This is a genomic window from Pseudomonas sp. BF-B-15 (assembly GCF_019946675.1).
Taxonomy (GTDB): Bacteria; Pseudomonadota; Gammaproteobacteria; order Pseudomonadales; family Pseudomonadaceae; genus Aquipseudomonas; species Aquipseudomonas migulae.
Genome location: NZ_JAGYFZ010000001.1, coordinates 209,257 through 234,379, shown reverse-complemented (window position 1 = coordinate 234,379; position 25,123 = coordinate 209,257). Strand labels below are relative to the sequence as shown.

Sequence of the window (25,123 nt, the reverse complement as noted above, 5' to 3'; positions counted from 1 at the left end):
GTCGCCCGCCTCTAAAAATAACACTGGAGCTTCAGATGACCGCTTCGCCTGAAATGGCAGTCAGTTCGGCCAACTCAACCCTGGATTTTGATTCTCTCGTCCTTTTGCTCGAACGCATTTTCGTTCGTCACGGCACCTCCGCCGAAGTCGCCAGGGCACTGGCCCTCAACTGCGCCGGTGCCGAACGCGATGGCGCCCACAGTCATGGCGTGTTCCGCATTCCCGGTTACGTATCAACGCTGAAAAGCGGCTGGGTCAATGGCCAGGCCGTGCCGGTGGTTGAAGACGTGGCGTCGGGTTTTGTCCGGGTCGACGCCGGCAATGGCTTCGCCCAACCGGCGCTCGCCGCCGCACGCGCCTTGCTGGTAGAGAAGGCCCGCAGCGCCGGGATCGCGGTGTTGGCGATTCGCAATTCCCATCACTTCGCGGCGTTGTGGCCGGATGTCGAGCCGTTCGCCTATGAAGGGCTGGTGGCGTTGAGCGTGGTCAACAGCATGACCTGCGTGGTGCCGCACGGCGCCGATCGCCCGCTGTTCGGTACCAACCCGATTGCCTTCGCCGCTCCGCGTGCGGACGGCGATCCGATTGTCTTCGACCTGGCCACCAGCGCCATCGCCCATGGCGATGTGCAGATCGCCGCACGCAAGGGTGAGCGCTTGCCCGCGGGCATGGGCGTGGACGGCCTCGGTCAGCCAACCCAGGACCCGAAAGCGATTCTGGAGGGTGGGGCATTGCTGCCGTTTGGCGGCCATAAAGGTTCGGCGTTGTCGATGATGGTGGAGCTGTTGGCGGCGGCGTTGACCGGCGGCAATTTCTCCTTCGAATTCGACTGGAAAAACCACCCTGGCGCCAAGACGCCATGGACCGGCCAACTGTTGATCGTGATCGATCCGAGCAAGGCCGCCGGGCAGAGTTTTGCTGAGCGCAGCCAGGAACTGGTGCGGCAGATGCACGGTGTGGGGCTCAAACGGTTGCCGGGTGATCGCCGCCATCATCAGCGCGCCAAGTCCAACGCTGATGGTATTCAGCTGGATGCGGATACGCTGGCGAATCTGCGCGAACTAGCCGGAATCTAGCGTCAAAACACGGACTTTGTAGGAGCCGGCTTGCCGGCGATGGCGGCGGATCAGCCGATATAGATGTTGGCTGATCGACCGCTATCGCCGGCAAGCCGGCTCCTACAGTGACCGTATTTCAATACGTGTTATCGCGGGCTTAACGACGGCCCAGCAACAACCCGACAACCAAACCGAAACCAGCGGAAATCGCCACGGTTTGCCACGGATGACCGCCGATATAGATTTCTGTCGCTTCGACCGCAGGCAGGGTCCGGTCACGAACGCGGGTTACCGAGTCCCGCGCCTGCTGGAGTTTCTGGGCGATTTGCCCACGGAGCGTGTCCGCTTCCTCACCGACCAGCGAGGCACTGCTTTTCAGCAATTTTTCCGACTCTTCGATCAGCGCCTGAAGCTCGCTGAACGCTTGATCCTTGATTTGGTCTTCGGCGGCTTGTGCGGCGGTTTTCCGAGCCATTGGGATACTCCTTGCAGGTGAGTGGGCAGTGAACAATGGAGTCTGCGGCGATTGAAAAAGTTGCAGCGATTTTACCTGCGCAGGCCCTACTGTAGAAAAATCCTGCGCAGGACATTTCTTCCTACAGTGTAAGATGTCGCCTATTTACGCAGCAGGTAACTCCCCATGAGCTTCAATCTGGCCGACAAACCCCTTGCCGAGCGCGCAGCGCTTGAAGACGAGAAATCCCGTCTGTTCGAACTCTGGCAGAACAACCTGGGCAAAGCCAAAGGCGAGGCCGCACGCTTGTTCGGCGAACGCGCCAAGCGCAAAGGCAAATGGGCCGAGTGGGTCCGTTCCGAACTCGACGGCATGTCGCCTCCGGAATTCGCCAACATGGTGCGCAGTGAAGTCAATCGGTTGATGGCGGCCAAATAAGGCCGGCTTCACGCAAAAATCGCGACAATTGCCTCACGCACTTTCAACACCACCGGATCGAGCTGCGTGCTGGTACGCCAGCCCAGTTCGATCGGGTAACGCGGCAATGCCAACGGGCAGGGCAGCAACGTCAACGCGCTGAGTGCGGCGATGCTTCGGGCGGCATGTGCCGGGATGGTCGCCACCGCCTGACTGCCCTTGAGCAGATGCGGCAACGCCGCGAAATGCGTGGTCGAAGCGCATACCCGCCGGCTCAGGCCCAACGCGGCCAACCCTTCGTCGGTGATCCCGATAAAACCACCCGATGACACCAGAATATGTTCACGGGTGACGAACTCCTCAAGGTCGATGGTTTGCTGTCCTGCGGCCAGGCTCTTCGGGTCAACCAGACACAGATAATCGCCTTCCCCCAATACCTGACGACTCAGCAACCGTTCGGCAAACCCGCCGGCCGTGACCGCCAGGTCGATGCTGCGCTCCATCAACGCGTGGGCGACGATCTGGCTGTGGGTCTGGCGGAAGATCAGCCGTAACTTCGGCGCGCAACGGGCGATCTCTTCGATCAAGCGGCGGCCGTAGGCAATTTCGAAATCATCCGACATGCCCACCGTGACCGAACGCCCTTCGTAGTGATGGGCGGCCGGATCGACCATCGCCAGGCTTTGTCGGCATTTGTTCAGCGCGTCGCTGACCACCGGTTTCAACTGATTGGCCTTGAGCGTCGGTGCCAGACCTCGGCCGGTGCGCACAAACAACTGATCGCCATACACCTCGCGCAGTCGGCGCAACGCCGCGCTGACCGCCGACTGCGTGACGCCCAGACGCAACGCTGCACGGCTGGCGCTGGACTCCTCATGCAAGGCTTCGAAGACTTTGAGCAGGTTGAGATCGACGGTGGCGATATTCATGGTGTTCATATCATTCAGCAGCGAACGGGGCTTTATTCATGATCCGGTAGCGGCTGAGAATGAGCAACACCTGATATGAACGGAGTGACCGCGATGCCCAAGTCAATCGTTGCTGCACTGCAAATCGGCGCACTGCCCGGCGGCAAGGCCGAGACCCTGGAGCAAATCCTCTCTTACGAAAACGCCATCCTTGAAGCCGGCGCGGCGCTGGTGGTCATGCCCGAAGCGTTGCTCGGTGGTTACCCGAAAGGCGAGGGGTTCGGCACGCAACTGGGTTATCGCCTGCCGGAAGGTCGAGAAGCATTTGCCCGGTATTTCGCCAATGCCATCGACGTCCCGGGCGTAGAAACCGAAGCGCTGGCCGGGTTGTCGGCGCGCACCGGGGCCAATCTGGTGATTGGCGTCATCGAACGCGCCGGCAGTACTTTGTATTGCACCGCGTTGTATTTCGATCCGCAGGCCGGACTGGTCGCCAAACACCGAAAACTGATGCCCACGGGCACCGAACGGCTGATCTGGGGCAAGGGCGATGGCTCGACGTTACCGGTGATCGACAGCCAGGTCGGGCGGATCGGCGCGGTGGTGTGCTGGGAAAACATGATGCCGCTGCTGCGCACCGCCATGTACGCCAAAGGTGTGGAGGTGTGGTGCGCACCCACGGTGGACGAGCGGGAGATGTGGCAGGTGAGCATGCGCCATATCGCCCATGAAGGGCGCTGCTTTGTGGTCAGTGCCTGTCAGGTTCAGGACTCGCCGCAAGCCCTGGGCGTGGAGATCGCCAACTGGCCGGCGGACCGGCCGTTGATTGCCGGCGGCAGCGTAATCGTTGGCCCAATGGGCGACATTCTGGCCGGGCCGCTGCGCGGTGAGCGCGGCCTGCTCACCGCCGAAATCGACACCGACGACCTGATCCGCGCGCGTTACGACTACGACGTCGTCGGCCACTACGCGCGCCCGGATGTGTTTGAGTTGACCGTGGATGAACGCGCCAAACCCGGTGTCCGCTTCCTCTGACACCCCCCTGTAGGAGCCGGCTTGCTGGCGATGGCGGCCTTGAGACTTGCGTTGATTATTAGGCCGCTTTCGCCAGCAAGCCGGCTCCTACAGAACGGCGGGCTAACCTTTGGCCGGGACATCCGGGTTTTCCATGACCTGGAGGATCGAGGCTTCCGGATCGAAATCGTCTTCTTCCAGCTCGATGAATTCCTCAGGCAGGAAGATGTTCAGCACGATAGCGCACAACGCGCCGACGGTAATCGGCGATTCAAAGATGTTATGCAGCGCCTTGGGCAGTTCGCGCAATACCTCCGGCACGGCTGCCACCCCCAGGCCCATGCCGAGGGAAATCGCCACGATCAGCATGTTGCGCCGATGCAGGCCGGCTTCGGCGAGGATCTTGATCCCGGCTACTGCAACGGTGCCGAACATCACCAGTTCAGCGCCGCCGAGCACCGGTTTCGGCATCAGTTGCAGCACCGCGCCGATCATCGGGAACAGCCCCAGCACCACCAACAGACCAGCAATGAAAAACGCCACGTAGCGGCTGGCCACGCCGGTCAGTTGAATCACGCCGTTGTTCTGCGCGAAGGTCACCATCGGCATGCTGTTGAACACCGCCGCCATGGCCGAGTTGAGGCCGTCGGCGAGCAGGCCGGATTTGATCCGGCGAATGTAGATCGGGCCTTTGACCGGCTGCCGGGAAATCATCGAGTTGGCCGTCAGGTCACCGGCAGCCTCCAGCGGCGACACGAGGAAAATCACCGCCACCGGCACGAACGCCACCCAGTCGAAGTTGAAACCGTACTTGAACGGCACCGGCACGCTCATCAGCGGTACGTCGGGCATGCTGCCGAAATCCACGTGGCCCATGAGCCATGCCACGAGATAACCGAGGGTCAGGCCGATCACGATGGCGCCGAGGCGCAGGAACGGCACATCAACACGGTTCAGCACAACGATGGTGCCCAGCACCAACGCAGCCAACGCCAGATGACTGGCGGCGCCGAGATCCGTCGCACCGAAGCCGCCGGCGATATCGGTCATGGCGACTTTGATCAGCGACAACCCCATCAGCGTGATGATCGTCCCGGTTACCACCGGCGTGATCAGCATCCGCAATTTGCCGATGAACTGGCTCAACACCACTTCGATGAACGCGGCGAAAAAGCACACGCCAAAGATTGTCGAAAGGATCTCATCAGTGCCGCCGCCGCGGGCCTTGACCATGAAACCGGCGCTGAGGATCACACTGATGAACGAGAAACTAGTGCCTTGCAGACACAGCAAACCGGAACCGATCGGGCCGAACTTGCGCGCCTGGACGAAGGTGCCCAGCCCCGAGACAAACAACGCCATGCTGATCAGATAGGGGATTTCGCTTTGCAGGCCGAGGGCGCTGCCCATGATCAGGGTCGGGGTGATGATGCCGACGAAGCTGGCGAGGACGTGTTGCAGGGCGGCGAAGACGGTGGCGGTCAGATGCGGGCGGTCGTCGAGGCCGTAGATCAGGTCGTTGTGGCGCGGGGCAGGGGCTTTTTCAGAGGCGGTCATGGTGGTTTGCGTGCCGAAAGGCGGGCCGGGTCAGAAAATGGAGGCGCAGGATGCCAGAAAATTCATCGACTTACACAAAACCCTTGTGGGAGCGAGCCTGCTCGCGATGGCGGTGGATCAGTCAATATAAATGTCGACTGATCCACCGCCATCGCGAGCAGGCTCACTCCTACAGGGGGTTGTTGTGTTCTTCAGGGGAACGCGGCGAGCAGATCTTCTTCAAAGGCTTTCTGCGCATCCCCCGGCACCTGCGCACGGTGGCGGGCGAGGTGGAATGCCACGTCGAAACTCATGTCGCTGCGGCGCACAGCCCTGAGCAATCCTTTGTCTTCCCAACTGCGGGCAAAGTGGCTGGGCAGGTAACCGACATGCTTGCCGGACAGAATGAAGGCGAGGGTGCCTTCGACCTGTTCCGAGCGCGCCGAGCACCGTTTGCCCTGAAAGGGTTCGTCGCTGCGCAAAAAACGGTAAGGGTGATCCACCCGGTCGCACGCCTGCAACGCTTGATCGTCCGGCGCCTCGTCGGTGAACAGCGGATGGCCGGCGGCGCAATACAAGTGCTGGGTTTCCGTGAACAGTTCGCGGTAGTCAAACGCGCTCTGCACCTGTGAAAAATAGCCGATCGCCAGGTCCAGCCGTTGTTGCAGCAGCAAGCGCTCCATCTCGCCGGGCATGGCGCTGATCAGTTCGATGCGCACCGACTCATCGCGTTCACGAAAGCGCCGGATCGCCTCGGCCACCCGTTGCAGCACCGATTGATCCACGGCTTCGGACAGCCCCAGGCGCACCTCGCCGATCAGCCGACCGGCCACGCCATTGGATTGATGACGGAACGCTTCAATGGATTCGAACAGTCCGCGTGTCGCGGTCAACAGTTGTTCGCCTTTGGGGGTGATCCTGAATCCGCCCTTGCCGCGACTGCACAGCCGATAGCCGAGCCGGGTTTCAAGCCTGGCCATTTGCTGGCTGATGCTCGACTGGCTCAGGCCCAGTTCCCCCTGTGCCGCGCTGAAACCGCCGCATTCCACCACGCTGACGAACAGGCGCAGCAATTGCAGATCCACATCGTGAAGCTGGCCGAGCATCAAACATTACTCCGCAATAAAGTCAGGGTAACTGACTTGGTATTTTTCCAATGTATCCGACGACGCATGCTGGGGCCACTTCCTCTGGTCAGGTGTTCGTCATGGCTCCTCTATTCAAGCTGTGTTTACCCGCGCTGTTCCTTGCCGCCTCCGTGTCGGCCCATGCCGAGGAGAAGGTCGTCAATCTTTACAGTTGGGCCGATTACGTGGCCCCGGAAACCTTGCAGCGCTTCGAGCAGGAAACCGGCATTCACGTGCGCTACGACACGTTCGATTCCTCGGAAGTCCTGGAAACCAAGTTGCTCACCGGCGGCAGCGGCTATGACGTGGTGGTGCCGTCGTCCAGCGTGCTGGCGCGGGGGTTGGCAGCCGGTGCGTTGAAGGCTATTCCCCACGAAGGCCTCAAGGGCTACGCCAACCTCGATCCGGATTTGCTGGAAAAACTCGCCGCGGTCGATCCCGGCAACCGCTACGGCGTGCCGTACACCTGGGGCACGCTCGGACTCGGGATGAATGTGGATGCGGTGAAAAAGCGCTTGCCGGATGTGCCGCTCAACAGCCTCGACTTGCTGTTCAAACCCGAATACGCCAGCAAGCTGAAAGATTGCGGCGTGGCGATCATCGATTCGCCGCAGGAAGTGATCGGCCTGGCGCTGCACTACCTCGGTAAAGATCCCTACAGCACCGACAAGTCTGATCTGTCAGCCGCCGAGGCGTTATTGCATCAGTTGCAGCCGAATGTGCTGTATGTCGCCAGTGGCCGGCAAATCAACGACCTGGCCAACGGCAGCGTCTGCCTGGCCTTGACCTACAACGGTGACGCGAGCATGGCCGCCGATCAGGCGCGCAAGGCCAACAAACCGTATGAAGTGGCGTACCGGATTCCCAAGGAAGGCACGCTGGTCTGGCAGGACAACCTGGCCATCCCCAAGGACGCGCCGCACCCCGAAGCCGCCCGCGCCTTTATCGAGTTCATGTTGCGTCCCGAATCCGTGGCGGCGCTGACCAACACGCTGTTCTTTGCCACCGCCAACCAGGCCGCCACACCGCTGGTGGATGAGGCGGTACGCAGCGATCCCGACATTTACCCCCTCGCCGATGTGCGCGAGCGGTTGTACGCCGACCGCAGCATGAGCCTCAAGGACATGCGTCAGCGCACCCGTTTGTGGACCACTTTCCGTAGCCGCCAGTAAATAAACAAGAAGGAGCACCTGATGGACGTCCCAGTGCAAAACGATCAGGCCATGACCCGCGACAGTCTCTACGGGACTGCCGCCGAAAGTACCTACGCCGGTATCACCAGTTTCATGCGTCGCCGGTACAGCCGCGACTTGCGCGGTGTCGACGTGGCCGTCAGCGGCGTGCCGTTCGATACCGCCACCAGCAACCGTCCCGGCGCGCGTTTCGGACCGCGTGGCATTCGTGCGGCGTCCACCGGGATCGCCTGGGAGCGGCATTGGCCATGGACGTTCGACCCGTTCGATCATCTGGCGGTGATCGACTACGGAGATTGCGACTTCGATTACGGCTCGCCGCATTCGGTGCCGGAAAGCATTGAAGCCCACGCCGAGCATATTCTGAATGCCGGTTGCGCGATGCTGACGTTCGGCGGCGATCACTTCATCAGTTACCCGCTGCTCAAGGCGCATGCCCGTAAACATGGGGCGCTGTCGTTGATTCACTTCGACGCGCACAGCGACACCTGGCCGGATGAAGAGGGCAAGCGCGTCGATCACGGCACGATGTTCTGGCACGCGGCCAAGGAAGGTCTGGTGGACCCGTCGCGCTCGGTGCAGATCGGTTTGCGCACCACCAATGACGATCCTCAGGGCTTTCAGGTGCTGGATGCGCGGCAAGTGCATCGGCGTGGGGTGGACGCGATTGTCGAAGCGATTCGCGCACGGGTCGGCGACAACCCGGTTTACCTGACGTTCGACATCGATTGCCTCGACCCAGCGTTTGCACCCGGCACCGGCACACCGGTGTGTGGCGGTTTGAGCACGGTCCAGGCGCTGGAAATCCTCGGCGGCTTGCGCGGGATCAATCTGGTGGGGATGGACGTGGTGGAAGTGGCGCCGGCCTACGACAGTGCGGACATTACCTCACTGGCGGCGGCGACATTGGCGATGGAGATGCTGTGTCTTTATGCGGCGAAGCATAAGGTCGATCGGTAGTACGGATTTGCGGTGTTCGTGATGACGCTTTCGCGGGCAAGTCGGATCGCCGCACCGCTCGCTCCTACATAGCGCATGACCTGTAGGAGCGAGGCTTGCCCGCGAAGCTTTTTCAGGCGACCGGGATTATTGGCAGGTCCAGGGTTTCGCCCCCGCTGAACCGTGCAAAAGAACCGGCAATGGATTCATGCGGCACGCCCTTCGCCACTTCGCTGATGCCATCCAGCCGCGACAACTGATCGGCACTCAACTGCACATCCAACGCGCCCAACGTCGCATCCAGCTGCTCACGCGTACGCGAACCCAGAATCGGAATCAGCGCCGTGGTCGAGCGTTTGGCTTTTTCCCGCAGCCAGGCAATGGCCACGTGCGTCGGGCTTGCGTCCAGCTCCGCCGCGACCGCGAGCAAGGTGTCGAGCAGGGCGGTTTCGCGGGCACTTTTCTCGGCGTGTACCAGCATGCCCAGTTTGGCGGCACGGCTGTTCTCGTCGTTGGTGCGGTATTTGCCGGTCAGGAACCCGCCACCCAGCGGCGACCATAAGGTAGCGGCCAGCTCCAACGCTTCGGCCATCGGCAGTTGTTCACGTTCGGCCGTGCGCTCGGCGAGGCTGTACTCGACCTGAATGGCGGCAATCGGCACAAAACCGCGAACTTCAGCCAGCAGATCGGCGCGGGCGATGCGCCAGGCCGGGAAGTTCGACAGCCCGGCATAATGAATCTTCCCGGCGCGCACCAGATCATCAAAACCACGGAGGATTTCTTCCATGGGCGTGACACCGTCGCTCATGTGCGCCCAGAACAGGTCGATGTGGTCGGTCTTGAGCCGTGTCAGGCTTTCTTCCACGGCGCGGACCATGTTCTTGCGGTTGTTGCCGGTGTAGGAAATGCCTGCGGCCGGTGTAGTCCCCAACGTGTATTTGGTGGCGATGACCAGGCGATCGCGCTCAGCGGCGATGAATTCACTGAGCATGGCTTCCGACTGACCACCCTGATAGCCGTTGGCGGTGTCGATGAAATTACCGCCGGCCTCCAGGTAGCCATCAAAGATGCGCTTGGCTTCATCGCGCTCGGCGCCATGACCCCAACCGGTACCAAAGTTACCGGCACCCAGCGCCAGTTCCGCAACGCGCAAGCCGGTTTTTCGGCCGAACACTTTGTAATGCATGGGATGACTCCTGAAGGAAGACGCTGCGGATTAATATAAATGTCGTAAGACATGTATTTAAGATGATGCTAGTCATGTATTCAGTCAAGGTGCTTTTTCATGAGTGGCAAAACGGGCCCGTGGTTACTGCCACTTTCTGACAGGGGGCTCTGCTAATCTGCGACATCCTTTCCTAAAAGAGCCTGCCGATTGTGTCTCGCACCACGCGTTTACTGACTTTGTTGCAAGTGCTGCGCGGCAAAAGTCGTCCGGTCACGGCGGCGACACTCGCCAGCGAGCTTGAGATTTCCGAGCGTACGCTCTATCGCGACATCGCGGAACTCACCGCACTGGGCGCGCCGATCTACGGTGAGGCGGGGATCGGTTACGTGTTGCGCAGCGGTTTGTTCCTGCCGCCGTTGATGCTCAATGCCGATGAAACCGAAGCCATCGTGCTGGGGCTGCGTTACGTGGATCAGCGCGGCGATGAAGTGTTGAGCAAAGCGGCAGCCGATGCGTTGGCCAAGATTGCTGCGGTACTAGCCCCCGAAGCGCTGGACGCTCTGCGCAACCCGACGGTGATGCCGGGCCCGCCCGGTTATGGCTTCGCGCCAAATGCCGTGCCGCTGAATGCGTTTCGCCAGGCGATTCGCGATCAGGCCAAGCTGCACATCGACTATGCGGACGCACAGCAAGTGCCGAGTCAGCGGCTGATCTGGCCGCTGGCGCTGGGGTTTCTCAATGAAGTGCGGATCATCGTCGCCTGGTGTGAGTTGCGCGGCGCCTATCGGACTTTTCGTACCGACCGGATTTCGGCGGCGAGCGAGCAGGGCGAGCGTTATCCGGGGCGGCGCAGCGATCTGTTGCGCACCTGGCGCAAGCAGATGCAACTGGATGAAGCGGGGCGTTTCACTCCTGACAAGAACTGACACAGGCGTGTTCTAGCATGGCGTCAGAATCAACCAACAAGGAGCTGTCACCATGTCCCATCCTGCCTCTGCACTGGCGCCCGCCATCGCCGCTTACATTGCTGCCGCCAATGCCCGCGACACCTCGACGGTCGCCAGTTTTTTCGCTGAGGACGCCAATGTGTTCGATGAAGGTCAACACCGGATTGGCACCCAGGCTATCGCCCAATGGATGCAAGACACCGCCCGGCGTTACCAGCCGAAGGTCGAAGTGCTCGACGTACAACTGCGCACCGGCAAGGTGCTGGTGCACAACCTGATCTCCGGGACGTTTCCCGGCAGCCCGCTGGAATTGCGCTACATGTTTCGCCTGAACGAGCAGGGCAAGATCGCCCGGCTGGACATTTCACTGTAGACGTCGCGTCACGATGGCATACTGCCGCGCATGAATGCCGACTCCCCGTTAAGCGCCTGGCAACACGCCATCGAACAGAAGGGCTTCGTCCAGGACGAAGCCCAGGAACATGCCGTCTGGGCGTTGCAAAAATGCTATGAAGCGTTGCATGAAGGTCAGACGCCGGTCACGGGCGTGTACCTGTGGGGCCCCGTCGGGCGTGGCAAGACCTGGCTGATGGATCAGTTTTACCAAAGCCTGCAGGTCCCGGCCCGTCGCCAGCACTTTCACCATTTTATGGGGTGGGTGCATCAACGCTCGTTTCAGCTGACCGGCACCGCCGATCCACTCAAAGCCCTGGCCCGCGAGCTGAGCGAAGAAGTTCGCGTGTTGTGTTTCGATGAGCTGTTCGTCAACGACATTGGCGACGCAATCATTCTCGGGCGCTTGTTTCAGGTGATGTTCGAGGAGGGCGTGGTGGTGGTCTGCACGTCCAATCAGCCGCCGGACATGCTGTACGCCGATGGCTTCAACCGCGACCGCTTCGTGCCCGCGATCGAGGCGATCAAGCAGCACATGCAGGTGATCGCGGTGGATGGCGGCGAAGATCATCGCCTGCATCCCGGCGCTGGTTTGCAACGCTATTGGGTCGCCGCGCCCGGGCAACCCGGCGCGTTGGAGGATGTGTTCAAGGCGCTGACCGCCGGCCAGTCAGTCTCCAGCGAACCGATCAAGGTCGGTTACCGTTCGCTGAACGTGGTGCAGGCCAGTGAAACCGTGCTCTGGAGCCGTTACGCCGACCTCTGTGAACAACCCTTTGCTGCCATGGATTTCATGGCCCTGTGCGACACCTTCAGGGCTATTCTGTTGAGTGACGTGCCCAACCTCAGCGCGCAAAAACGCGCCGGCCGCATCGCCCGTGGCACCGAAGACGGGGTCGAGCGGGTGGTGGCGGGTGATCGCGAGTTGCCGCAATTGTCGGTGCACGACGACGGTGTGCGGCGCTTCATCGCGTTGGTGGACGAATGCTATGACCGCAAAGTGCCGCTGTACCTCGAAGCCCAGGTGCCGATGGAATCGCTCTACACCGAAGGCTATCTGGAATTCCCGTTCCGCCGCACACTCAGTCGCCTACAGGAAATGCAGCTGCAACGTTTCGCCGACGCTTGAACCCAAGGAGCCGCGAACATGAATCAGCCCTTGTCCCACCATTTGCTGACCATGGCTTATCAGAACGCCTGGGCCAATCATCGACTGGCCAAGGCCTGGAGCCAGTTGAGCGCAGAGGAGCTGGCTGCGCCGCGCGTCAGTTTCTTCCCCAGCCTGCGTGCGACCCTCAACCACATCCTGACCTGCGACTGGTTTTACATGGATGCGCTGGAACGGGAGTTGCGTGGCGATGTTCCGCATCCTGAATGCACGGTGTTCTTCAACAAAGACGAGCCGTTCACCACTGCCGCTGACCTGCAGCGCGAACAGGCCCAGGTTGACCGCCGCTTGATCGCCTACTGCGAGCAAATGCGCGACGCCGACCTGGGCAAAATCGTGACAATCGCCCGAGACACGCCGCAATACGACAGCCGTTTGCGCCTGCTGTCTCATCTGCTCGAGCATCAGATCCATCATCGCGGGCAGGTACACGCCATGCTCAGCGGCACGTCGGTTGCGCCACCACAACTGGACGAGTTTTTCTGCGCCGGGGAGTCGGGCCTGAGGGCGGCGGATTTCGCCGAGCTGGGGTGGACCGAAGCATTGATCTGGGGGTATTGAAAGCGGATTTTCCCTGTGGGAGCGAGCCTGCTCGCGATGGACGTCAACGATAACGCGGGCTTGCTTTTTAAACGCGGCGCTCTCAGGCTCATCGCGAGCAGGCTCGCTCTCACAATCGAGGATGGAAATGGAATCCGCAGAAATTCTAGTGCTTCAGGCCAGTTACACCAATCCGGTGCATGCCGAGGCGATAGGTCAGGTGTTGAATCATTACGCCGAGGACCCGATGGGTATCGGTCATTCTTTGCCGGCCGAGGTGCTGGAGCACCTTCCGAGGGAACTCGCCAAACGTCCCCATGCGTACAGCGTGCTGGCGTTCGTCGGGGGCGAACCGGCAGGGCTGGTCAATTGCTTTGAAGGTTTTTCGACGTTTGCGTGTCGGCCATTGGTCAACGTGCATGACGTAGTGGTGGTGAAACAGTTTCGCGGATTGGGCCTGAGCCAGAAGATGCTGCAAAAGGTCGAGGAAATCGCCCGTCAGCGCGGCTGCTGCAAAATCACGCTGGAGGTGCTGGAAGGCAATGCCGTGGCGCAGTCGTCCTACGCTAAATTCGGCTTCAGCGCTGGCATGTTCGATCCGGAGCACGGCCGGATGCTGTTCTGGACCAAACCCCTTTAACCTACCGCGCACCGCGTTCTGTAGGAGCCAGCTTGCTGGCGATGGCAATTTTGAAGACGCCATCGCCAGCAAGCTGGCTCCTACAGGTCCGAGATTCCACGCCGGTTCAAGGCTTGTAATGCTCGGTCACTTGCGCCGTTTGATCGTCCGGAACCCGGACCTCAGCGGTTTGCTGGCTTTGATTCTCCTGTTGGCTGAGCCGCAGGCTTTCGTAGTAATAGCGCATGCGTTCTGCGCCACCTTCGGCAAATGCGCTGACCGAAACGAACGTCATCAGGCCGGCAACGATCAAGGGTGTACATTTCATGGTTCGCCTCCCAAAACGGATATCGGGTGCTTTTCATCCATGAAGCAATGTCGCGAGAACATTATCTGCCGATTTCGTCGATTGGGAATTAACTGCGCCTAGAGTTTCCAGTCCAGGCTCAGTGTCACCGTACGCGGATCACCCCAATACACACCGTTATAGAAACCGACGTTGTCGTAATACTTCTTGTCGAACAGGTTCTCGACGTTGAGCGAGGCGGACAGGTGCGGGTCGAACTCGTAACGTGACATCAGGTTGACCACGGTGTAGGCGCCTTGCCGGATGTTTGTGCGTTCAGTTATCACATTGCCAGCGGCGTTGCGTCCGACCGGGCGATTGGCGGCGCGGTAAACGTCACTTTGCCAGTTCACTGCACCGCCCACGGTCAGGGCCTGCCAGTCGCCAGGCAAGCGATACGAAGTCGACACCCGAAGCAGGTTCAGCGGCTGACTGGTATTGGTGCGTTTTTCCTCGCCATTGACCGAGTGGGTGTAGGTGTAACCGGCGCTCATGTTCCAGTGCGGCATGACCTCGCCGGAGAGCTCGGCTTCGAACCCCTGTACCTTGTTGCCCTTACCGCTGGAGGTGTAGAACTCCTCGCCGGTAACCGGGTCCGGCGGCACCGAATCGTCGCGTTCGGCGACATTGTCCTGTTTGCTCCAGAACACGGCGGTGGCGAGGTTCAGTCGCTCTTCCAGCAGGCTGCCCTTGAGGCCAAGTTCATAGTTGCTGCCCACCACCGGTTCGAGGTACTTGCGGCTACTGTCGCGGTTGGTTTGTGGCTTGAATATATCGGTGTAGCTGATGTAAGCCGTGTATTCGGGTGTCAGGTCGTACAGCAGTCCGGCGTATGGCGTCCATAGGTCGTTGTGTTGCTGGCGGGTAACTTCAGACTCGCTCAACTGCAGATTGTCGGTGTAACTGTTAGCCGTTTTCGACGCTTTCCAGCTGCCATAGCGGCTGCCGAGGACGGCGTGCAGATCGTCGGTCAACGTCAGGCGAGTGGCCAGGTAACCGGCCTTTTGGCGGGTGTTGTCGCTGGAGCCACGCAAGCTGGTGACGGTGTCGGGGAATTTGGGGATGTCGCCCATGTACTTCCAGTCGGGTACGTTTTCGTAGTCCTTCGCGCGGGCGCCATCGACGGTGTGTGGGCTTTCGTCGCTGCGTTCGGCTTCGCCATACCCGAGCATCATTTCGTGCTCACGCCCGAACAATGAATAGGGTCCGGACACGTTGAAGTCGTAAGCCTTCATTTTTTGCGTGCCGATCATGTGGCTGACGTTGGCGATCATGCCGCTGCGATCCGCCTCGGGGAAGCCGCCACCGCCGTAGTAAATCTTGCCGTCGGTGTCGCTTTCGCGATGGGTGTAAGCCGCCTTGAGGTGCCAGCCCATCCCCAGTTGCTGATCCAGCGTGGCGAACGCGGTCTTGTCTTTCAGCGGCCAGGAACTCCAGGGGGTGGCCATGTTGGTGGAGCGGCCGAGGCTGGCTTTGCTGCCGTCTGCGTTCCAGTAGGGCACGGTCCCCCAGGAGGTGCCCTGCACCTGTTTGTCCTGATAGTCATAACCCACGGCGAGCAGCGTATCGTCGGTCAGGTCGGCTTCGAGAATCCCGTAGCCGACTTCCCTTTGCAGCTGATACTTGTCGCGTACCGAATGACTGTCGCGGTAGGCCAGCACGCTGCGCCCGCGCAAGCGTCCGTCGAACGCCAGCGGCCCGCCGACATCGACGTAACTGTAGTAATCGTCATAACTGCCGCCGCTGACACCGGTTTTGGCTTCCCACTGCGACGTCGGACGCTTGCGCACCATGTTGATGGTGGCCGAAGGGTCGCCTGCGCCCGTGGTCAGGCCGGTTGCACCGCGCACGACTTCGATACGGTCATAGATGATGGTGTCGGAATCGGACTTCATGTAGTTGAAGGTGTTGAGCATCCCGTCGATCTGGAAATTGTTGATCGTGTAGCCGCGGGAGGAATAGACGACCCGGTCCGAGTCGTTGTGCTGAACCACCACGCCCGTGGTCTGGCGCATGGCGTCGGAGAGCGTGTCGAGTTTGAAGTCGTCCATTTGCTGGCGCGTGATCACGGACACCGATTGTGGCGTCTCCTTGATCGACAGGTTCAGGCGGGTGGCGGTGCTCATGGCGCCGGTGGTGTACGACCCGGTGTTTTCGGTGGTGCTGCCCAAGCCTTGGGCCGTGATGCTGGTGGCACCGAGTACCAGGGCGGAGGGTTGTTTGTCCGGGTCGGTTTCAGCCAGCAGGTCCGGGCTTAGTACGGCACTGCAAAACCCAAGGGTAAAGGTTATGGAACGGGTGATAGGCGCGAACATCGCGGCCGACTCCTTGTCGTCAATGAAAAAATTCCGTTTGTTCAAAGACGAAGGAGGGCGGGGGTATTTAGTTATAAACGAGAATTATTATTATCTTTCGAGTGAGTTGTAGGAGCGAAGCTTGCTCGCGAAGACGTTGCCCCAGCCAGCATAGATGTTGAATCTGCCGACCTCTTCGCGAGCAAGCTTCGCTCCTACAGGGTTACTGCTGAGCGACTGCCGGGGTCGGCTTCACCTTGGGTTTGATCAGGCTGAAGTCGATCAGCGCTTTCTGCTCGCGCTCATAAGGATTGCCGATCAGCAGTGGGCGCGGCTTGAAACTGTCGCTGACCACGCTCTTGCTGCGATCCAGTTCATCGAAGCTCAGGCCCGCCAGATCGGCCCAGGTATGGATCAGGTGCGAGCTGCTGTACGGCCGCCCCAGATCACCGGCAAAGCTCCAGTCATGGTTTTCGCGCCATTTCGGCGAGGCCCAGGCCATGAATGGAATGGTGTACATCGGCGCCGTCGGCTTGGCCTCGTTGCGACCCAGGGTGTTGTGACCGGCAGAGTCGAAAACGTCTTCGCCGTGGTCGGAGAGGTACAGCAGGAAGCCGTTAGGATCGGTCTTGGCGTAATCCTTGATCAGGCTCGAAACCACGAAATCGTTGTACAGCACCGCGTTGTCATAGCTGTTGTAGGTCGGCAACTGATCGTCACGCACGCCAGCCGGAACGCCGTTGCGGTCCTTGAACTTGTCGAAGGTCGATGGGTAGCGGTACTGATAGCTCATGTGTGTGCCGAGCAAATGCACAACGATCAACTTGCGTGGCGCCGCGTCGGCCAGGGCCTTGTTGAACGGCTCGATCACGTCGCCGTCGTACTGGGCGGCGTTCTGGTTGCGGTTGTTGTTCAGGTACACCTGCTCGTCGGCCTGCTCGGAGAAGGTCGTGAGCATGGTGTTGCGTTTGGTCATGGTTTGCTGGTTGGTGATCCAGAAAGTCTTGTAGCCCGCCTGTTTCATCATGCTGACCAGCGACGGCGTCGACAGGAACAGGTCCGGGTTTTCTTCGTCGGCGAACGTCAGGACCTGCTGCAATGCCTCGATGGTGTAAGGGCGCGGGGTGATGACGTTATTGAAGACCGCCAGTTGGTCCTTGAGCTTGTCCAGTTCCGGCGTGGTTTCACGCGGGTAGCCGTAGAGACTCATGCGCTGACGGTTGGTGGATTCGCCGATCACCAACACCAGGGTGGCGGGCTGATTGGCCATCGAGTCCTTGAAATTGTGCAGCGGTGGAATCTTGCTCGCGCTGTCGAGCATGCCCTGCATGTCGGCCAGGGTGTCGAGGTAGCGGTGATAGGCCACGGCCATCTGCCACGGCACTGCCGGTTCGATGCGGGTTTCGAACTTCTCGAAACCACTGGCGAAACTGCCGGTGTGAACGGTCTGCTTGGCCAGCGGATAACCCACCACGGCCACCAGAATGGCGGTCGCGGCGACCAAGGCGCGACCACGGGGCATGTACACCGGGCGCAAGCGGGTCCACAGGAAATAGGCAAACAGCGTGTGGGCGACAAATGCCGCCACCATCCACCAGGCAAAATACTGGGTCATGTACTCGCCGGCTTCAGAGATGTTCGACTCGAACATGATGAAGATGACGCTCTGGGAAAATTCCTGCTGATAGATGAAGAAGTAACCGAGACTGGCCATGGAACAGGCCCACAGCACCACGCCGATCAGCGCCGCCAATACACGCGTCTTGCGGGGAAACAGCAGCATCGGCGCCAGCCAGATGGCGCTCATGGTGAAGGCCTGGCGGAAACCGCTGAACCCGGAGGTGCCCGTCAATTGGATCAGCAGTTGGGTAATGCCGGAGAAATACCAGAAGAACAGAAACAGCCAGAGAAACCCTGCCCAATCAAACTTGTCCGCAGTCGAATTGCTGCGTTCATACAAAGCCATTGCGTGCTCCAGCCAGAAATCACTTCCACCGCCGGGACGGGAAGGTCGCCGACGAACAGGCGCCGCGCAGATACCGGGCGGCCATAAAGGACCGGAGTATCAACAAGGGCGTGTGAAAGTTTTGTGAGCTGCTGGGCGCGGGTAAATCGTGATGGCGTATCGGAAACAGCGATTGGCTGCTTCCGATTCAGGCGAGGGGATCAGGCGTGGGGAGCGCGCAAAGTGACAGGCATCGGCTGAGCCTGGATACCTTGCGTCAGCAGGCGCAATTGCTCGACTTCCTGTTTGAGCTGGTCGCGTTCGTCTTTCAACTGGCGCAATTCATCACGACGGATCGTGACGTAAAGGGTTTGTGCTGGCCGTGCTGCTTGTACTGTGCCCATTGCTCACCTCGCAAATGGCTTGCCTCAACTGTAAATCCGCCCCGACATCGGTGCTGATTTACTATCGGCGCTGATTTTGATTTCTTTTGTCCCGGAAGGGAACTTTTTTATTTTTCGTGGTCGTTGTGTCTTCGGCACGATTCCCGACGTTATCAATCAGGATCGGGCACAATGCCCGGAAACTTCATGCCAGCGCTCTGGACTAACCCTCATTAGTCGCGTTGGGCTATAACCTTTGACACACATTTATTTGTAGTAGGGAGCATCAGCACATGCAACTCGGGATTATTGGACTGGGCCGCATGGGCGGCAATATTGCGCGGCGCCTGATGCTCAACGGGCACACCACCGTTGTTTACGACCGCAATACCGCCTTCGTCGACACCCTGGCCGCCGAAGGCGCCAAGGGCGTCATCGACCTGCCGGCCCTGGTCGCCGGCCTGGCCAAACCACGAGCGGTCTGGATCATGCTGCCGGCAGGCGCACCGACCGAAGACACCATCGACACCCTGAGCACCTTGCTTGAAGCCGGCGACACCATCATCGACGGCGGCAACACCTTCTATAAGGACGACATTCGCCGGGCAAAAACCCTCTCGGAAAAAGGCCTGCACTACATCGACGTCGGCACCTCCGGCGGCGTCTGGGGCCTGGAGCGCGGTTACTGCATGATGATCGGTGGCGAAGCCGAAGTGGTTAAACGCCTTGATCCACTGTTCGACAGCCTGGCGCCTGGCATGGGTGACATCCCGCGCACCAAGGACCGCAAGTCGGACGACGATCGCGCCGAACGCGGTTACATCCACGCCGGCCCCGCGGGTTCCGGCCATTTCGTGAAGATGATCCACAACGGCATCGAATACGGAATGATGCAGGCCTTCGCCGAAGGCTTCGACATCCTCAAGACCAAGGCCAGCACCAACCTGCCGGAAGACCAGCGCTTCAACCTGAACGTCGGCGATATCGCCGAAGTCTGGCGTCGTGGCAGCGTGGTCTCGTCGTGGCTGCTCGACCTGACCGCCGATGCCCTGGCTGCCGATCCGCAGCTCGATAATTTCTCCGGTTCCGTAGCGGACAGCGGGGAAGGTCAATGGACCATTGAAGCGGCCATGGAACAAGCGGTACCGGTGCCCGTGCTGTCGAACTCGCTGTTCGCCCGCTATCGCTCGCGCGGCCAAGGCACCTTTGGCGACAAGATCCTCTCGGCCCAGCGCTTCGGCTTCGGCGGCCACGTGGAGACTGCGAAGAAATGACCCGTTTGATCCGCAATAAATCCAAGGCAGAACCCGCACCACCGACCACGCTGTTCCTGTTCGGTGCCCACGGTGACCTGGTCAAGCGCTTGCTGATGCCGGCGCTGTACAACCTGAGTCGCGACGGTCTGCTTGGCGATGGACTGCGGATCATCGGCGTCGACCACAACGCCATCACCGACGAAGCGTTTGCCCAGAAGCTCGAAGACTTCATTCGGGCCGAAGTGGCAAGCAAGGTCGGCAAGGGCGATCAAGCCCTTGACCCGGCGTTGTGGGCCAAACTGGCCAAAGGCATCAGCTACGTCCAGGGCGACTTCCTGGACGACAGCACGTATCAGGCGCTGGCGGCGAAAATCGCCGCCAGCGGCACCGGCAACGCGGTGTTCTACCTGGCCACCGCGCCACGTTTCTTCAGCGAAGTGGTGCGTCGTCTCGGCGCTGCCGGTTTGCTGCAAGAGACGCCGCAAGCGTTCAGAAGGGTGGTCATCGAAAAGCCGTTCGGCTCTGACCTGCATACCGCCGAAGCCTTGAACGCGTGCTTGCTCAAGGTCATGACGGAAAACCAGATCTACCGGATCGATCACTATCTGGGCAAGGAAACCGTGCAGAACATTCTGATCAGCCGGTTCTCCAACAGCCTGTTCGAAGCGTTCTGGAACAACCATTACATCGACCACGTACAGATCACCGCCGCGGAAACCGTCGGCGTGGAAACCCGTGGCAGTTTTTATGAACACACCGGCGCCCTGCGGGACATGGTGCCCAATCACCTGTTCCAGCTATTGGCGATGGTGGCCATGGAACCGCCGGCTGCCTTTGGCGCCGATGCGGTTCGCGGCGAGAAGGCCAAAGTGGTGGGGGCGATCCGTCCCTGGTCCACCGAAGAGGCACGGGCCAATTCGGTGCGCGGCCAATACGCCGCCGGCGAAATCGACGGCAAGCCGTTGGCGGGTTATCGCCAGGAAAACAACGTAGCGCCTGACAGCACGACCGAAACCTATGTCGCGCTCAAAGTCATGATCGACAACTGGCGTTGGGTCGGCGTGCCGTTCTACCTGCGCACTGGCAAGCGCATGAGCGTGCGCGACACCGAGATTGTCATCTGCTTCAAACCGGCGCCTTACGCGCAGTTCCGCGATACCGAGGTCGATGAGCTGCAACCGACCTATCTGCGGATTCAGATTCAACCCAACGAAGGCATGTGGTTCGACCTGTTGGCCAAACGCCCCGGTCCGGCGTTGAAAATGGCCAATATCGAACTGGGTTTTGCCTACAAGGATTTCTTCGAAATGCAGCCGTCCACCGGCTACGAAACCCTGATCTACGATTGCCTGACCGGCGATCAGACGCTGTTCCAGCGCGCCGACAACATCGAGAACGGCTGGCGTGCCGTGCAACCGTTTCTCGATGCCTGGCAGCAGGATGCGAGCGTGCAGACTTACGCGGCGGGCGAAGACGGGCCGGCGGCGGCAGAAGACCTGCTGACCCGCGACGGTCGCGTTTGGCATAGCCTCGGATGAGTGACGAAACGCAACAACCCATCCGCTTTTTGCTCAGTGACATGGACGGCACATTGTTGCTGCCCGATCACAGCCTCAGTCAGCGCACCATCGAAGCGGTCCGTTCGTTGCGTGAGTCGGGCGTGCTGTTCAGCCTGGCCACCGGCCGGCCGCCGAAAGCCATGCTGCAGCAGATCGAAGCCTTGGGCGTCGATCTGCCGACGGCGGCGTTCAATGGCGGCACCATCGTAAACCCCGACGGCAGTTTGCTGGTCGCGCATTATTTGCCGGCAACGGCCGCGCTGACCACGTTGACACAGTTTGCCGATCTGCCGGACATCGAGGTGTGGGTGTTCAGCGGCGGCGACTGGCTGGTGAAAGACTCGAATGGCCCCATGGTGCCGCGGGAACAGCACGGCCTGGGGTATCCGCCGGTGGTGGTGGAGAGTTTCGAGCCCTATCTGGAATACATCGACAAGATCGTCGCGGCGAGCAACAACACGCAGTTGTTGATTGAGCTTGAGGCGCAGTTGCTGCCCAGGGTCGAGGGCCAGGCGCAGGTGTCACGCTCGCAGCCGGTGTACCTCGACGTGACCGCGATGCAGGCAAACAAGGGGGACGCGCTGGCGACACTGGCGGAGTTCCTCGGTGTACCGCTCGGGCAGACCGCCGCCATGGGCGATGGCGGCAATGACCCGGCGATGTTTCATCGCGCCGGATTGTCGATTGCCATGGGTCAGGCGGAGGAGGCGGTGAAGCGTCAGGCCGACGTAGTGACCGGGGCCAATACCGAAGACGGCGCAGCGCAGGCGATCGAGCAGTACATCCTCAACGCAGGTTAACCGCGTTATCGTTCTTCGCGGGCAAGCCTCGCTCCTACAAGTTAGCGGTGAATCTGTAGGAGCGAGGCTTGCCCGCGAAGGCGTCAAACCTGCCGACTCAAAGCCAGAAACTCACGGCATACCACCCCAGCACACCCATCACCACCGTATACGGCAACGCCATCCACACCATCCGCCCATACGACAGGCGAATCAGCGGGGCAATCGCCGACGTCAGCAGAAACAGAAACGCTGCCTGGCCATTCGGCGTCGCCACGCTCGGCAGGTTGGTGCCGGTGTTGATCGCAATCGCCAGTGTCTCGAAATGCTCACGGCTCATGTGTCCGGAGATGAACGCCTGTTTCACTTCGGTGATGTAAATGGTCGCGACGAACACATTGTCGCTGATCGCCGAGAGCAAACCGTTGGCAATAAACAGCATGCCCGGTTGCTGATTCGCCGGCAGCGCCAGCACCCACTGGATCAGCGGCGTGAACAACTGCTGGTCGTGAATCACCGCCACTACCGCGAAAAACACCACCAACAGCGCCGTGAACGGCATGGCGTCCTTGAAGGCGTTGCCGAGGCGGTGCTCGTCAGTGATGCCCGTGAATGCGGTAATCAGCACGATCACCATCAAGCCGATCAAACCGACTTCGGCAATATGGAACGCCAGGGCGGCAATCAGTATCAGTGCCGCCAGCCCCTGAACGATCAGCGCAGCGCGTTGGTGTGAGGTGCGTTGGGCGTTGTCTTCGGCGGCGTAATTGGCCAGCACCGCGCGCACGTTGTCTGGCAGGAGCGTGCCGTAACCGAACCAGCGCAGTTTCTCCAGCAGCACGCAGGTCACCAGGCCCGCCACCAGCACCGGCATGGAAACCGGGGCGACTTTCAGGAAGAACTCAGAGAAGTGCCAACCCATTTCGTGGCCGATCAGCAGGTTCTGCGGCTCGCCGACCAGCGTGCAAACGCCACCCAGTGCAGTGCCCACGGCGCCGTGCATCAGCAAGCTGCGCAGGAAGGCGCGGAACTGTTCGAGGTCCCCGTGGTGCAGCGTTGGCAGGTGCTGGTCATCGTTGAATTCGCTGTCCTGGCGCGGATCGTTACCCGAAGCGACACGGTGATACACCGAGTAAAACCCCACGGCGGCACTGATGATCACGGCGGTCACGGTCAAGGCATCGAGAAAAGCCGAGAGGAACGCCGAAAGAAAGCAGAACATCAACGCCAGCATGGCTTTGGAGCGAACGCCGAGCAGCAGGCGCGAAAACAGAAACAGCAGCAGGTCTTTCATGAAGTAGATGCCGGCCACCATGAACATCAGCAGCAGAATCACCGGGAAGTTGTGCAGCAGTTCGTCATACAGCGCCTGAGGCGTGGTCATCTTCAGCAACAGCGCTTCGACCAGCAGCAAGCCGCCCGGCATCAGCGGATAGCACTTGAGCGCCATGGCCAGGGTGAAGATGAATTCCAGCACCAGCAGCCAACCGGCCGCTACCGGACCCACGGTCCACAGCACCAGGGCATTGAGAATCAGGAAACCGACAATACTGGCCTTGTACCAGCGAGGTGAGTGCCCGAGAAAATTATGCGCGAACGCCTGGGCCATTGAGCCGGACATCGGCTGCTCCTTGTATTAAGAAGCGCGCAACTTGCCGCAAGCGGTACGGAAGATCAAGCGCAGGAAAGCTCGGCAGGCCTATCCCAGATAGCGAGCGACGATTGCCCGGTAGTTGCCATCCAGCGAATAGCCGCCTACGACAATGTTGCCGTCGTCCTGCACGGCCAGCGACGTTGCGGTATCCAGGCTGCGACCCAGGCGGGTACGGACCCAGCCGATGCCTTTGCCAAACAGCTCGTCGAGTTGTCCGTCAGGACGATGCCGGGCCAGGATGAAGTCGGCTTCGACACCACCGATGGTCGCGCCAACGGTCAGCACGCGCCCATCTGCAAGGGCGTGGGCGGCGGTCCACTGGCAGCCACTGTGGCCGATCCCCAGCAAATGCGGCTGGCCGCCGTTGCAATGGATGTCCGGGCGACCGTTGCTGTGTACTTTCAAGGCCATGCAATGCATCGGGTCGCGGCTGCTGCCAAAACAGTGCAGGTCGCCGTTGGCCTGCTGGACGACCTGGCTGACCTGGGCGTGACGCCCTTGCGCCAAGAAACTCATGAAGCCATCCACGGCGAAACGGTCGTCCAGGCTGCCGTCGCTTAGATAGCGCGCAAGCAGGCCTTCTTCAGGGAAGTTGATCGAGCCGCCCACCAGAATCCGGCCGTCGCGTTGCACCAGCAGGCTGCTGAGCCAGGTGTTCATCAGCAGGTGCCTGACCAGGACGAAGCCACGACCGTTGAAGGTGTCGTCCAGCGAACCGTCGGGGTTTAGTCGCACCAGCAGGCCGACGTGATCGGCCAGTTCAAAATGATGATTGGCCAGCAGGACCATCCGGCCGTCTTCCTGCACGCACACATCACAGGCTTCGGCGCCCGGTACGCCGGGGGGAAGCCAGGCATCCCGCACGCCCCGGGAAAGATTGCCCGGCAGGCGTACGACAAGGCGTCCGTTGTCGCCAAAGTCGGGGACCGGTTTGCCTTGCTGATCGAACAAGGCGAGGGCAGGCAGTGTCTGGTGCTCATTTTCATAGTGCAGGCCGGCCAACAGAATGCACCCGTCGGGCCGGATCAGCACTTTGCCACCCATGGACTCGAAGCCGGGTTCGAACTGGCTGATGACACTGCCTTGTTTGCCGAACGCCAGATCCGCCGAGCCATCCGCAAGCAGGCGGGCCAGACCGAAGCGGCTGCCGCTCGGGGTTCCGACCTTGGCCGCGACGAGCAGCCGGCCTTGTGAATCAATCGCGACGCCGGTGGCCATGCTCGATGTGCTGCCGGCGAAATACACCTGGGTTTTGCCGGCGCTGGCAAAGGTTTTGTCGAGCTCCCCGGCGGCGCTCAGCGTCGCAGGCAGGACCACAGCGGTCTGGGTTGACATGCACGCATCTCCTTGCGAGTCGTCTTGATCCAGGAGTTGGGGGGGCGACTTATAGTAGAAACATTCAATCCCTGAATGATTGGTTGCACAA

24 protein-coding genes are annotated in these 25,123 nt (G+C 60.6%); 13 read left to right on the top strand and 11 right to left on the bottom strand.

Annotation, left to right across the window (positions count from 1 at the left end; all coding sequences use genetic code 11):
- The first annotated feature begins 35 nt into the window (after nucleotides 1-35).
- The gene (locus tag KGA97_RS00990; protein ID WP_192416258.1) at nucleotides 36-1,076 is read left to right on the top strand and encodes an Ldh family oxidoreductase; all 1,041 of its coding nucleotides are present in this window, start codon (nucleotides 36-38) and stop codon (nucleotides 1,074-1,076) included.
- A gap of 139 nt (nucleotides 1,077-1,215) precedes the next feature.
- Here KGA97_RS00990 and KGA97_RS00985 read toward each other — a convergent pair whose 3' ends face one another.
- Complete coding sequence (locus KGA97_RS00985) at nucleotides 1,216-1,533, bottom strand: YqjD family protein (RefSeq protein WP_192227086.1); 318 nt, start codon at nucleotides 1,531-1,533, stop codon at nucleotides 1,216-1,218.
- 165 nt (nucleotides 1,534-1,698) lie between these two features.
- Here KGA97_RS00985 and KGA97_RS00980 point away from each other — a divergent pair, with 165 nt between their 5' ends.
- Complete coding sequence (locus KGA97_RS00980) at nucleotides 1,699-1,950, top strand: hypothetical protein (RefSeq protein WP_007937833.1); 252 nt, start codon at nucleotides 1,699-1,701, stop codon at nucleotides 1,948-1,950.
- Nucleotides 1,951-1,958: 8 nt separating this feature from the next.
- On the opposite strand, the gene KGA97_RS00975 is transcribed toward KGA97_RS00980, so the two are convergent.
- Nucleotides 1,959-2,867, bottom strand: a complete 909-nt coding sequence (locus tag KGA97_RS00975) for a LysR family transcriptional regulator (RefSeq protein ID WP_223480061.1) — start codon at nucleotides 2,865-2,867, stop codon at nucleotides 1,959-1,961.
- Nucleotides 2,868-2,951: 84 nt separating this feature from the next.
- On the opposite strand from KGA97_RS00975, the gene KGA97_RS00970 reads away from it, so the two are divergent.
- Nucleotides 2,952-3,872: a carbon-nitrogen hydrolase family protein gene (locus tag KGA97_RS00970; protein ID WP_008029947.1), complete on the top strand. Its 921-nt coding sequence runs from the start codon at nucleotides 2,952-2,954 to the stop codon at nucleotides 3,870-3,872.
- A 102-nt stretch (nucleotides 3,873-3,974) separates the two neighbouring features.
- Here KGA97_RS00970 and KGA97_RS00965 read toward each other — a convergent pair whose 3' ends face one another.
- A complete protein-coding gene (locus KGA97_RS00965) occupies nucleotides 3,975-5,408 on the bottom strand; it encodes a nucleobase:cation symporter-2 family protein (RefSeq protein ID WP_008036659.1) in 1,434 nt (477 codons plus the stop codon).
- 191 nt (nucleotides 5,409-5,599) lie between these two features.
- The gene (locus KGA97_RS00960) at nucleotides 5,600-6,493 is read right to left on the bottom strand and encodes a LysR family transcriptional regulator (RefSeq protein ID WP_008036661.1); all 894 of its coding nucleotides are present in this window, start codon (nucleotides 6,491-6,493) and stop codon (nucleotides 5,600-5,602) included.
- A 101-nt stretch (nucleotides 6,494-6,594) separates the two neighbouring features.
- On the opposite strand from KGA97_RS00960, the gene KGA97_RS00955 reads away from it, so the two are divergent.
- Together KGA97_RS00955 and speB are read left to right on the top strand one after the other, a co-directional pair.
- Nucleotides 6,595-7,686, top strand: coding sequence for a polyamine ABC transporter substrate-binding protein (locus tag KGA97_RS00955; protein WP_223480060.1), 1,092 nt, complete (start codon nucleotides 6,595-6,597; stop codon nucleotides 7,684-7,686).
- Between the two features lie 21 nt (nucleotides 7,687-7,707).
- On the top strand, nucleotides 7,708-8,667 hold the full coding sequence (speB, locus tag KGA97_RS00950; RefSeq protein ID WP_223451649.1) for an agmatinase: 960 nt from the start codon (nucleotides 7,708-7,710) through the stop codon (nucleotides 8,665-8,667).
- Between the two features lie 112 nt (nucleotides 8,668-8,779).
- On the opposite strand, the gene KGA97_RS00945 is transcribed toward speB, so the two are convergent.
- Nucleotides 8,780-9,832 carry an aldo/keto reductase gene (locus KGA97_RS00945; RefSeq protein WP_223480059.1) on the bottom strand — a complete coding sequence of 351 codons (1,053 nt, stop codon included), beginning with the start codon at nucleotides 9,830-9,832 and terminating at the stop codon, nucleotides 8,780-8,782.
- Nucleotides 9,833-10,023: 191 nt separating this feature from the next.
- Between KGA97_RS00945 and KGA97_RS00940 the strand changes: the two genes are divergently transcribed.
- From KGA97_RS00940 to KGA97_RS00920, 5 genes are all read left to right on the top strand, one after another.
- Nucleotides 10,024-10,740, top strand: coding sequence for a helix-turn-helix transcriptional regulator (locus KGA97_RS00940; RefSeq protein WP_192227094.1), 717 nt, complete (start codon nucleotides 10,024-10,026; stop codon nucleotides 10,738-10,740).
- A 52-nt stretch (nucleotides 10,741-10,792) separates the two neighbouring features.
- A complete protein-coding gene (locus tag KGA97_RS00935) occupies nucleotides 10,793-11,134 on the top strand; it encodes a nuclear transport factor 2 family protein (protein WP_223480058.1) in 342 nt (113 codons plus the stop codon).
- 30 nt (nucleotides 11,135-11,164) lie between these two features.
- On the top strand, nucleotides 11,165-12,283 hold the full coding sequence (zapE, locus tag KGA97_RS00930) for a cell division protein ZapE (protein ID WP_008029929.1): 1,119 nt from the start codon (nucleotides 11,165-11,167) through the stop codon (nucleotides 12,281-12,283).
- An 18-nt stretch (nucleotides 12,284-12,301) separates the two neighbouring features.
- Nucleotides 12,302-12,883 (top strand): DinB family protein, encoded by a 582-nt coding sequence (locus tag KGA97_RS00925; protein WP_207284385.1) that lies wholly within the window; start codon nucleotides 12,302-12,304, stop codon nucleotides 12,881-12,883.
- A 127-nt stretch (nucleotides 12,884-13,010) separates the two neighbouring features.
- A complete protein-coding gene (locus tag KGA97_RS00920; RefSeq protein ID WP_008040243.1) occupies nucleotides 13,011-13,502 on the top strand; it encodes a GNAT family N-acetyltransferase in 492 nt (163 codons plus the stop codon).
- A gap of 106 nt (nucleotides 13,503-13,608) precedes the next feature.
- Here the strand turns inward: KGA97_RS00920 and KGA97_RS00915 are convergent, their stop codons facing one another.
- The 4 genes from KGA97_RS00915 to KGA97_RS00900 form a co-directional block, all read right to left on the bottom strand.
- The gene (locus tag KGA97_RS00915; protein ID WP_008040245.1) at nucleotides 13,609-13,809 is read right to left on the bottom strand and encodes a hypothetical protein; all 201 of its coding nucleotides are present in this window, start codon (nucleotides 13,807-13,809) and stop codon (nucleotides 13,609-13,611) included.
- 98 nt (nucleotides 13,810-13,907) lie between these two features.
- A complete protein-coding gene (locus KGA97_RS00910; protein WP_223480057.1) occupies nucleotides 13,908-16,142 on the bottom strand; it encodes a TonB-dependent siderophore receptor in 2,235 nt (744 codons plus the stop codon).
- A 202-nt stretch (nucleotides 16,143-16,344) separates the two neighbouring features.
- Nucleotides 16,345-18,087: a phosphoethanolamine transferase CptA gene (locus tag KGA97_RS00905; RefSeq protein ID WP_223480056.1), complete on the bottom strand. Its 1,743-nt coding sequence runs from the start codon at nucleotides 18,085-18,087 to the stop codon at nucleotides 16,345-16,347.
- A 200-nt stretch (nucleotides 18,088-18,287) separates the two neighbouring features.
- Nucleotides 18,288-18,470, bottom strand: coding sequence for a DUF6026 family protein (locus KGA97_RS00900; protein ID WP_008029917.1), 183 nt, complete (start codon nucleotides 18,468-18,470; stop codon nucleotides 18,288-18,290).
- Between the two features lie 272 nt (nucleotides 18,471-18,742).
- Between KGA97_RS00900 and gnd the strand changes: the two genes are divergently transcribed.
- Genes gnd through KGA97_RS00885 form a run of 3 tightly spaced genes read left to right on the top strand, consistent with a single transcriptional unit; the run spans nucleotide 18,743 to nucleotide 22,064 of the window.
- On the top strand, nucleotides 18,743-19,723 hold the full coding sequence (gnd, locus tag KGA97_RS00895) for a phosphogluconate dehydrogenase (NAD(+)-dependent, decarboxylating) (RefSeq protein ID WP_223414242.1): 981 nt from the start codon (nucleotides 18,743-18,745) through the stop codon (nucleotides 19,721-19,723).
- Nucleotides 19,720-21,243: a glucose-6-phosphate dehydrogenase gene (zwf, locus tag KGA97_RS00890; RefSeq protein ID WP_223480055.1), complete on the top strand. Its 1,524-nt coding sequence runs from the start codon at nucleotides 19,720-19,722 to the stop codon at nucleotides 21,241-21,243. The genes gnd and zwf overlap by 4 nt, the downstream gene beginning before the upstream one ends.
- On the top strand, nucleotides 21,240-22,064 hold the full coding sequence (locus tag KGA97_RS00885) for an HAD family hydrolase (RefSeq protein ID WP_223480054.1): 825 nt from the start codon (nucleotides 21,240-21,242) through the stop codon (nucleotides 22,062-22,064). The genes zwf and KGA97_RS00885 overlap by 4 nt, the downstream gene beginning before the upstream one ends.
- Nucleotides 22,065-22,161: 97 nt before the next feature.
- On the opposite strand, the gene nhaB is transcribed toward KGA97_RS00885, so the two are convergent.
- Together nhaB and KGA97_RS00875 are read right to left on the bottom strand one after the other, a co-directional pair.
- A complete protein-coding gene (nhaB, locus tag KGA97_RS00880; protein ID WP_223480053.1) occupies nucleotides 22,162-23,664 on the bottom strand; it encodes a sodium/proton antiporter NhaB in 1,503 nt (500 codons plus the stop codon).
- A 78-nt stretch (nucleotides 23,665-23,742) separates the two neighbouring features.
- Nucleotides 23,743-25,032 (bottom strand): hypothetical protein, encoded by a 1,290-nt coding sequence (locus KGA97_RS00875; RefSeq protein WP_223480052.1) that lies wholly within the window; start codon nucleotides 25,030-25,032, stop codon nucleotides 23,743-23,745.
- Nucleotides 25,033-25,123 lie beyond the last annotated feature (91 nt).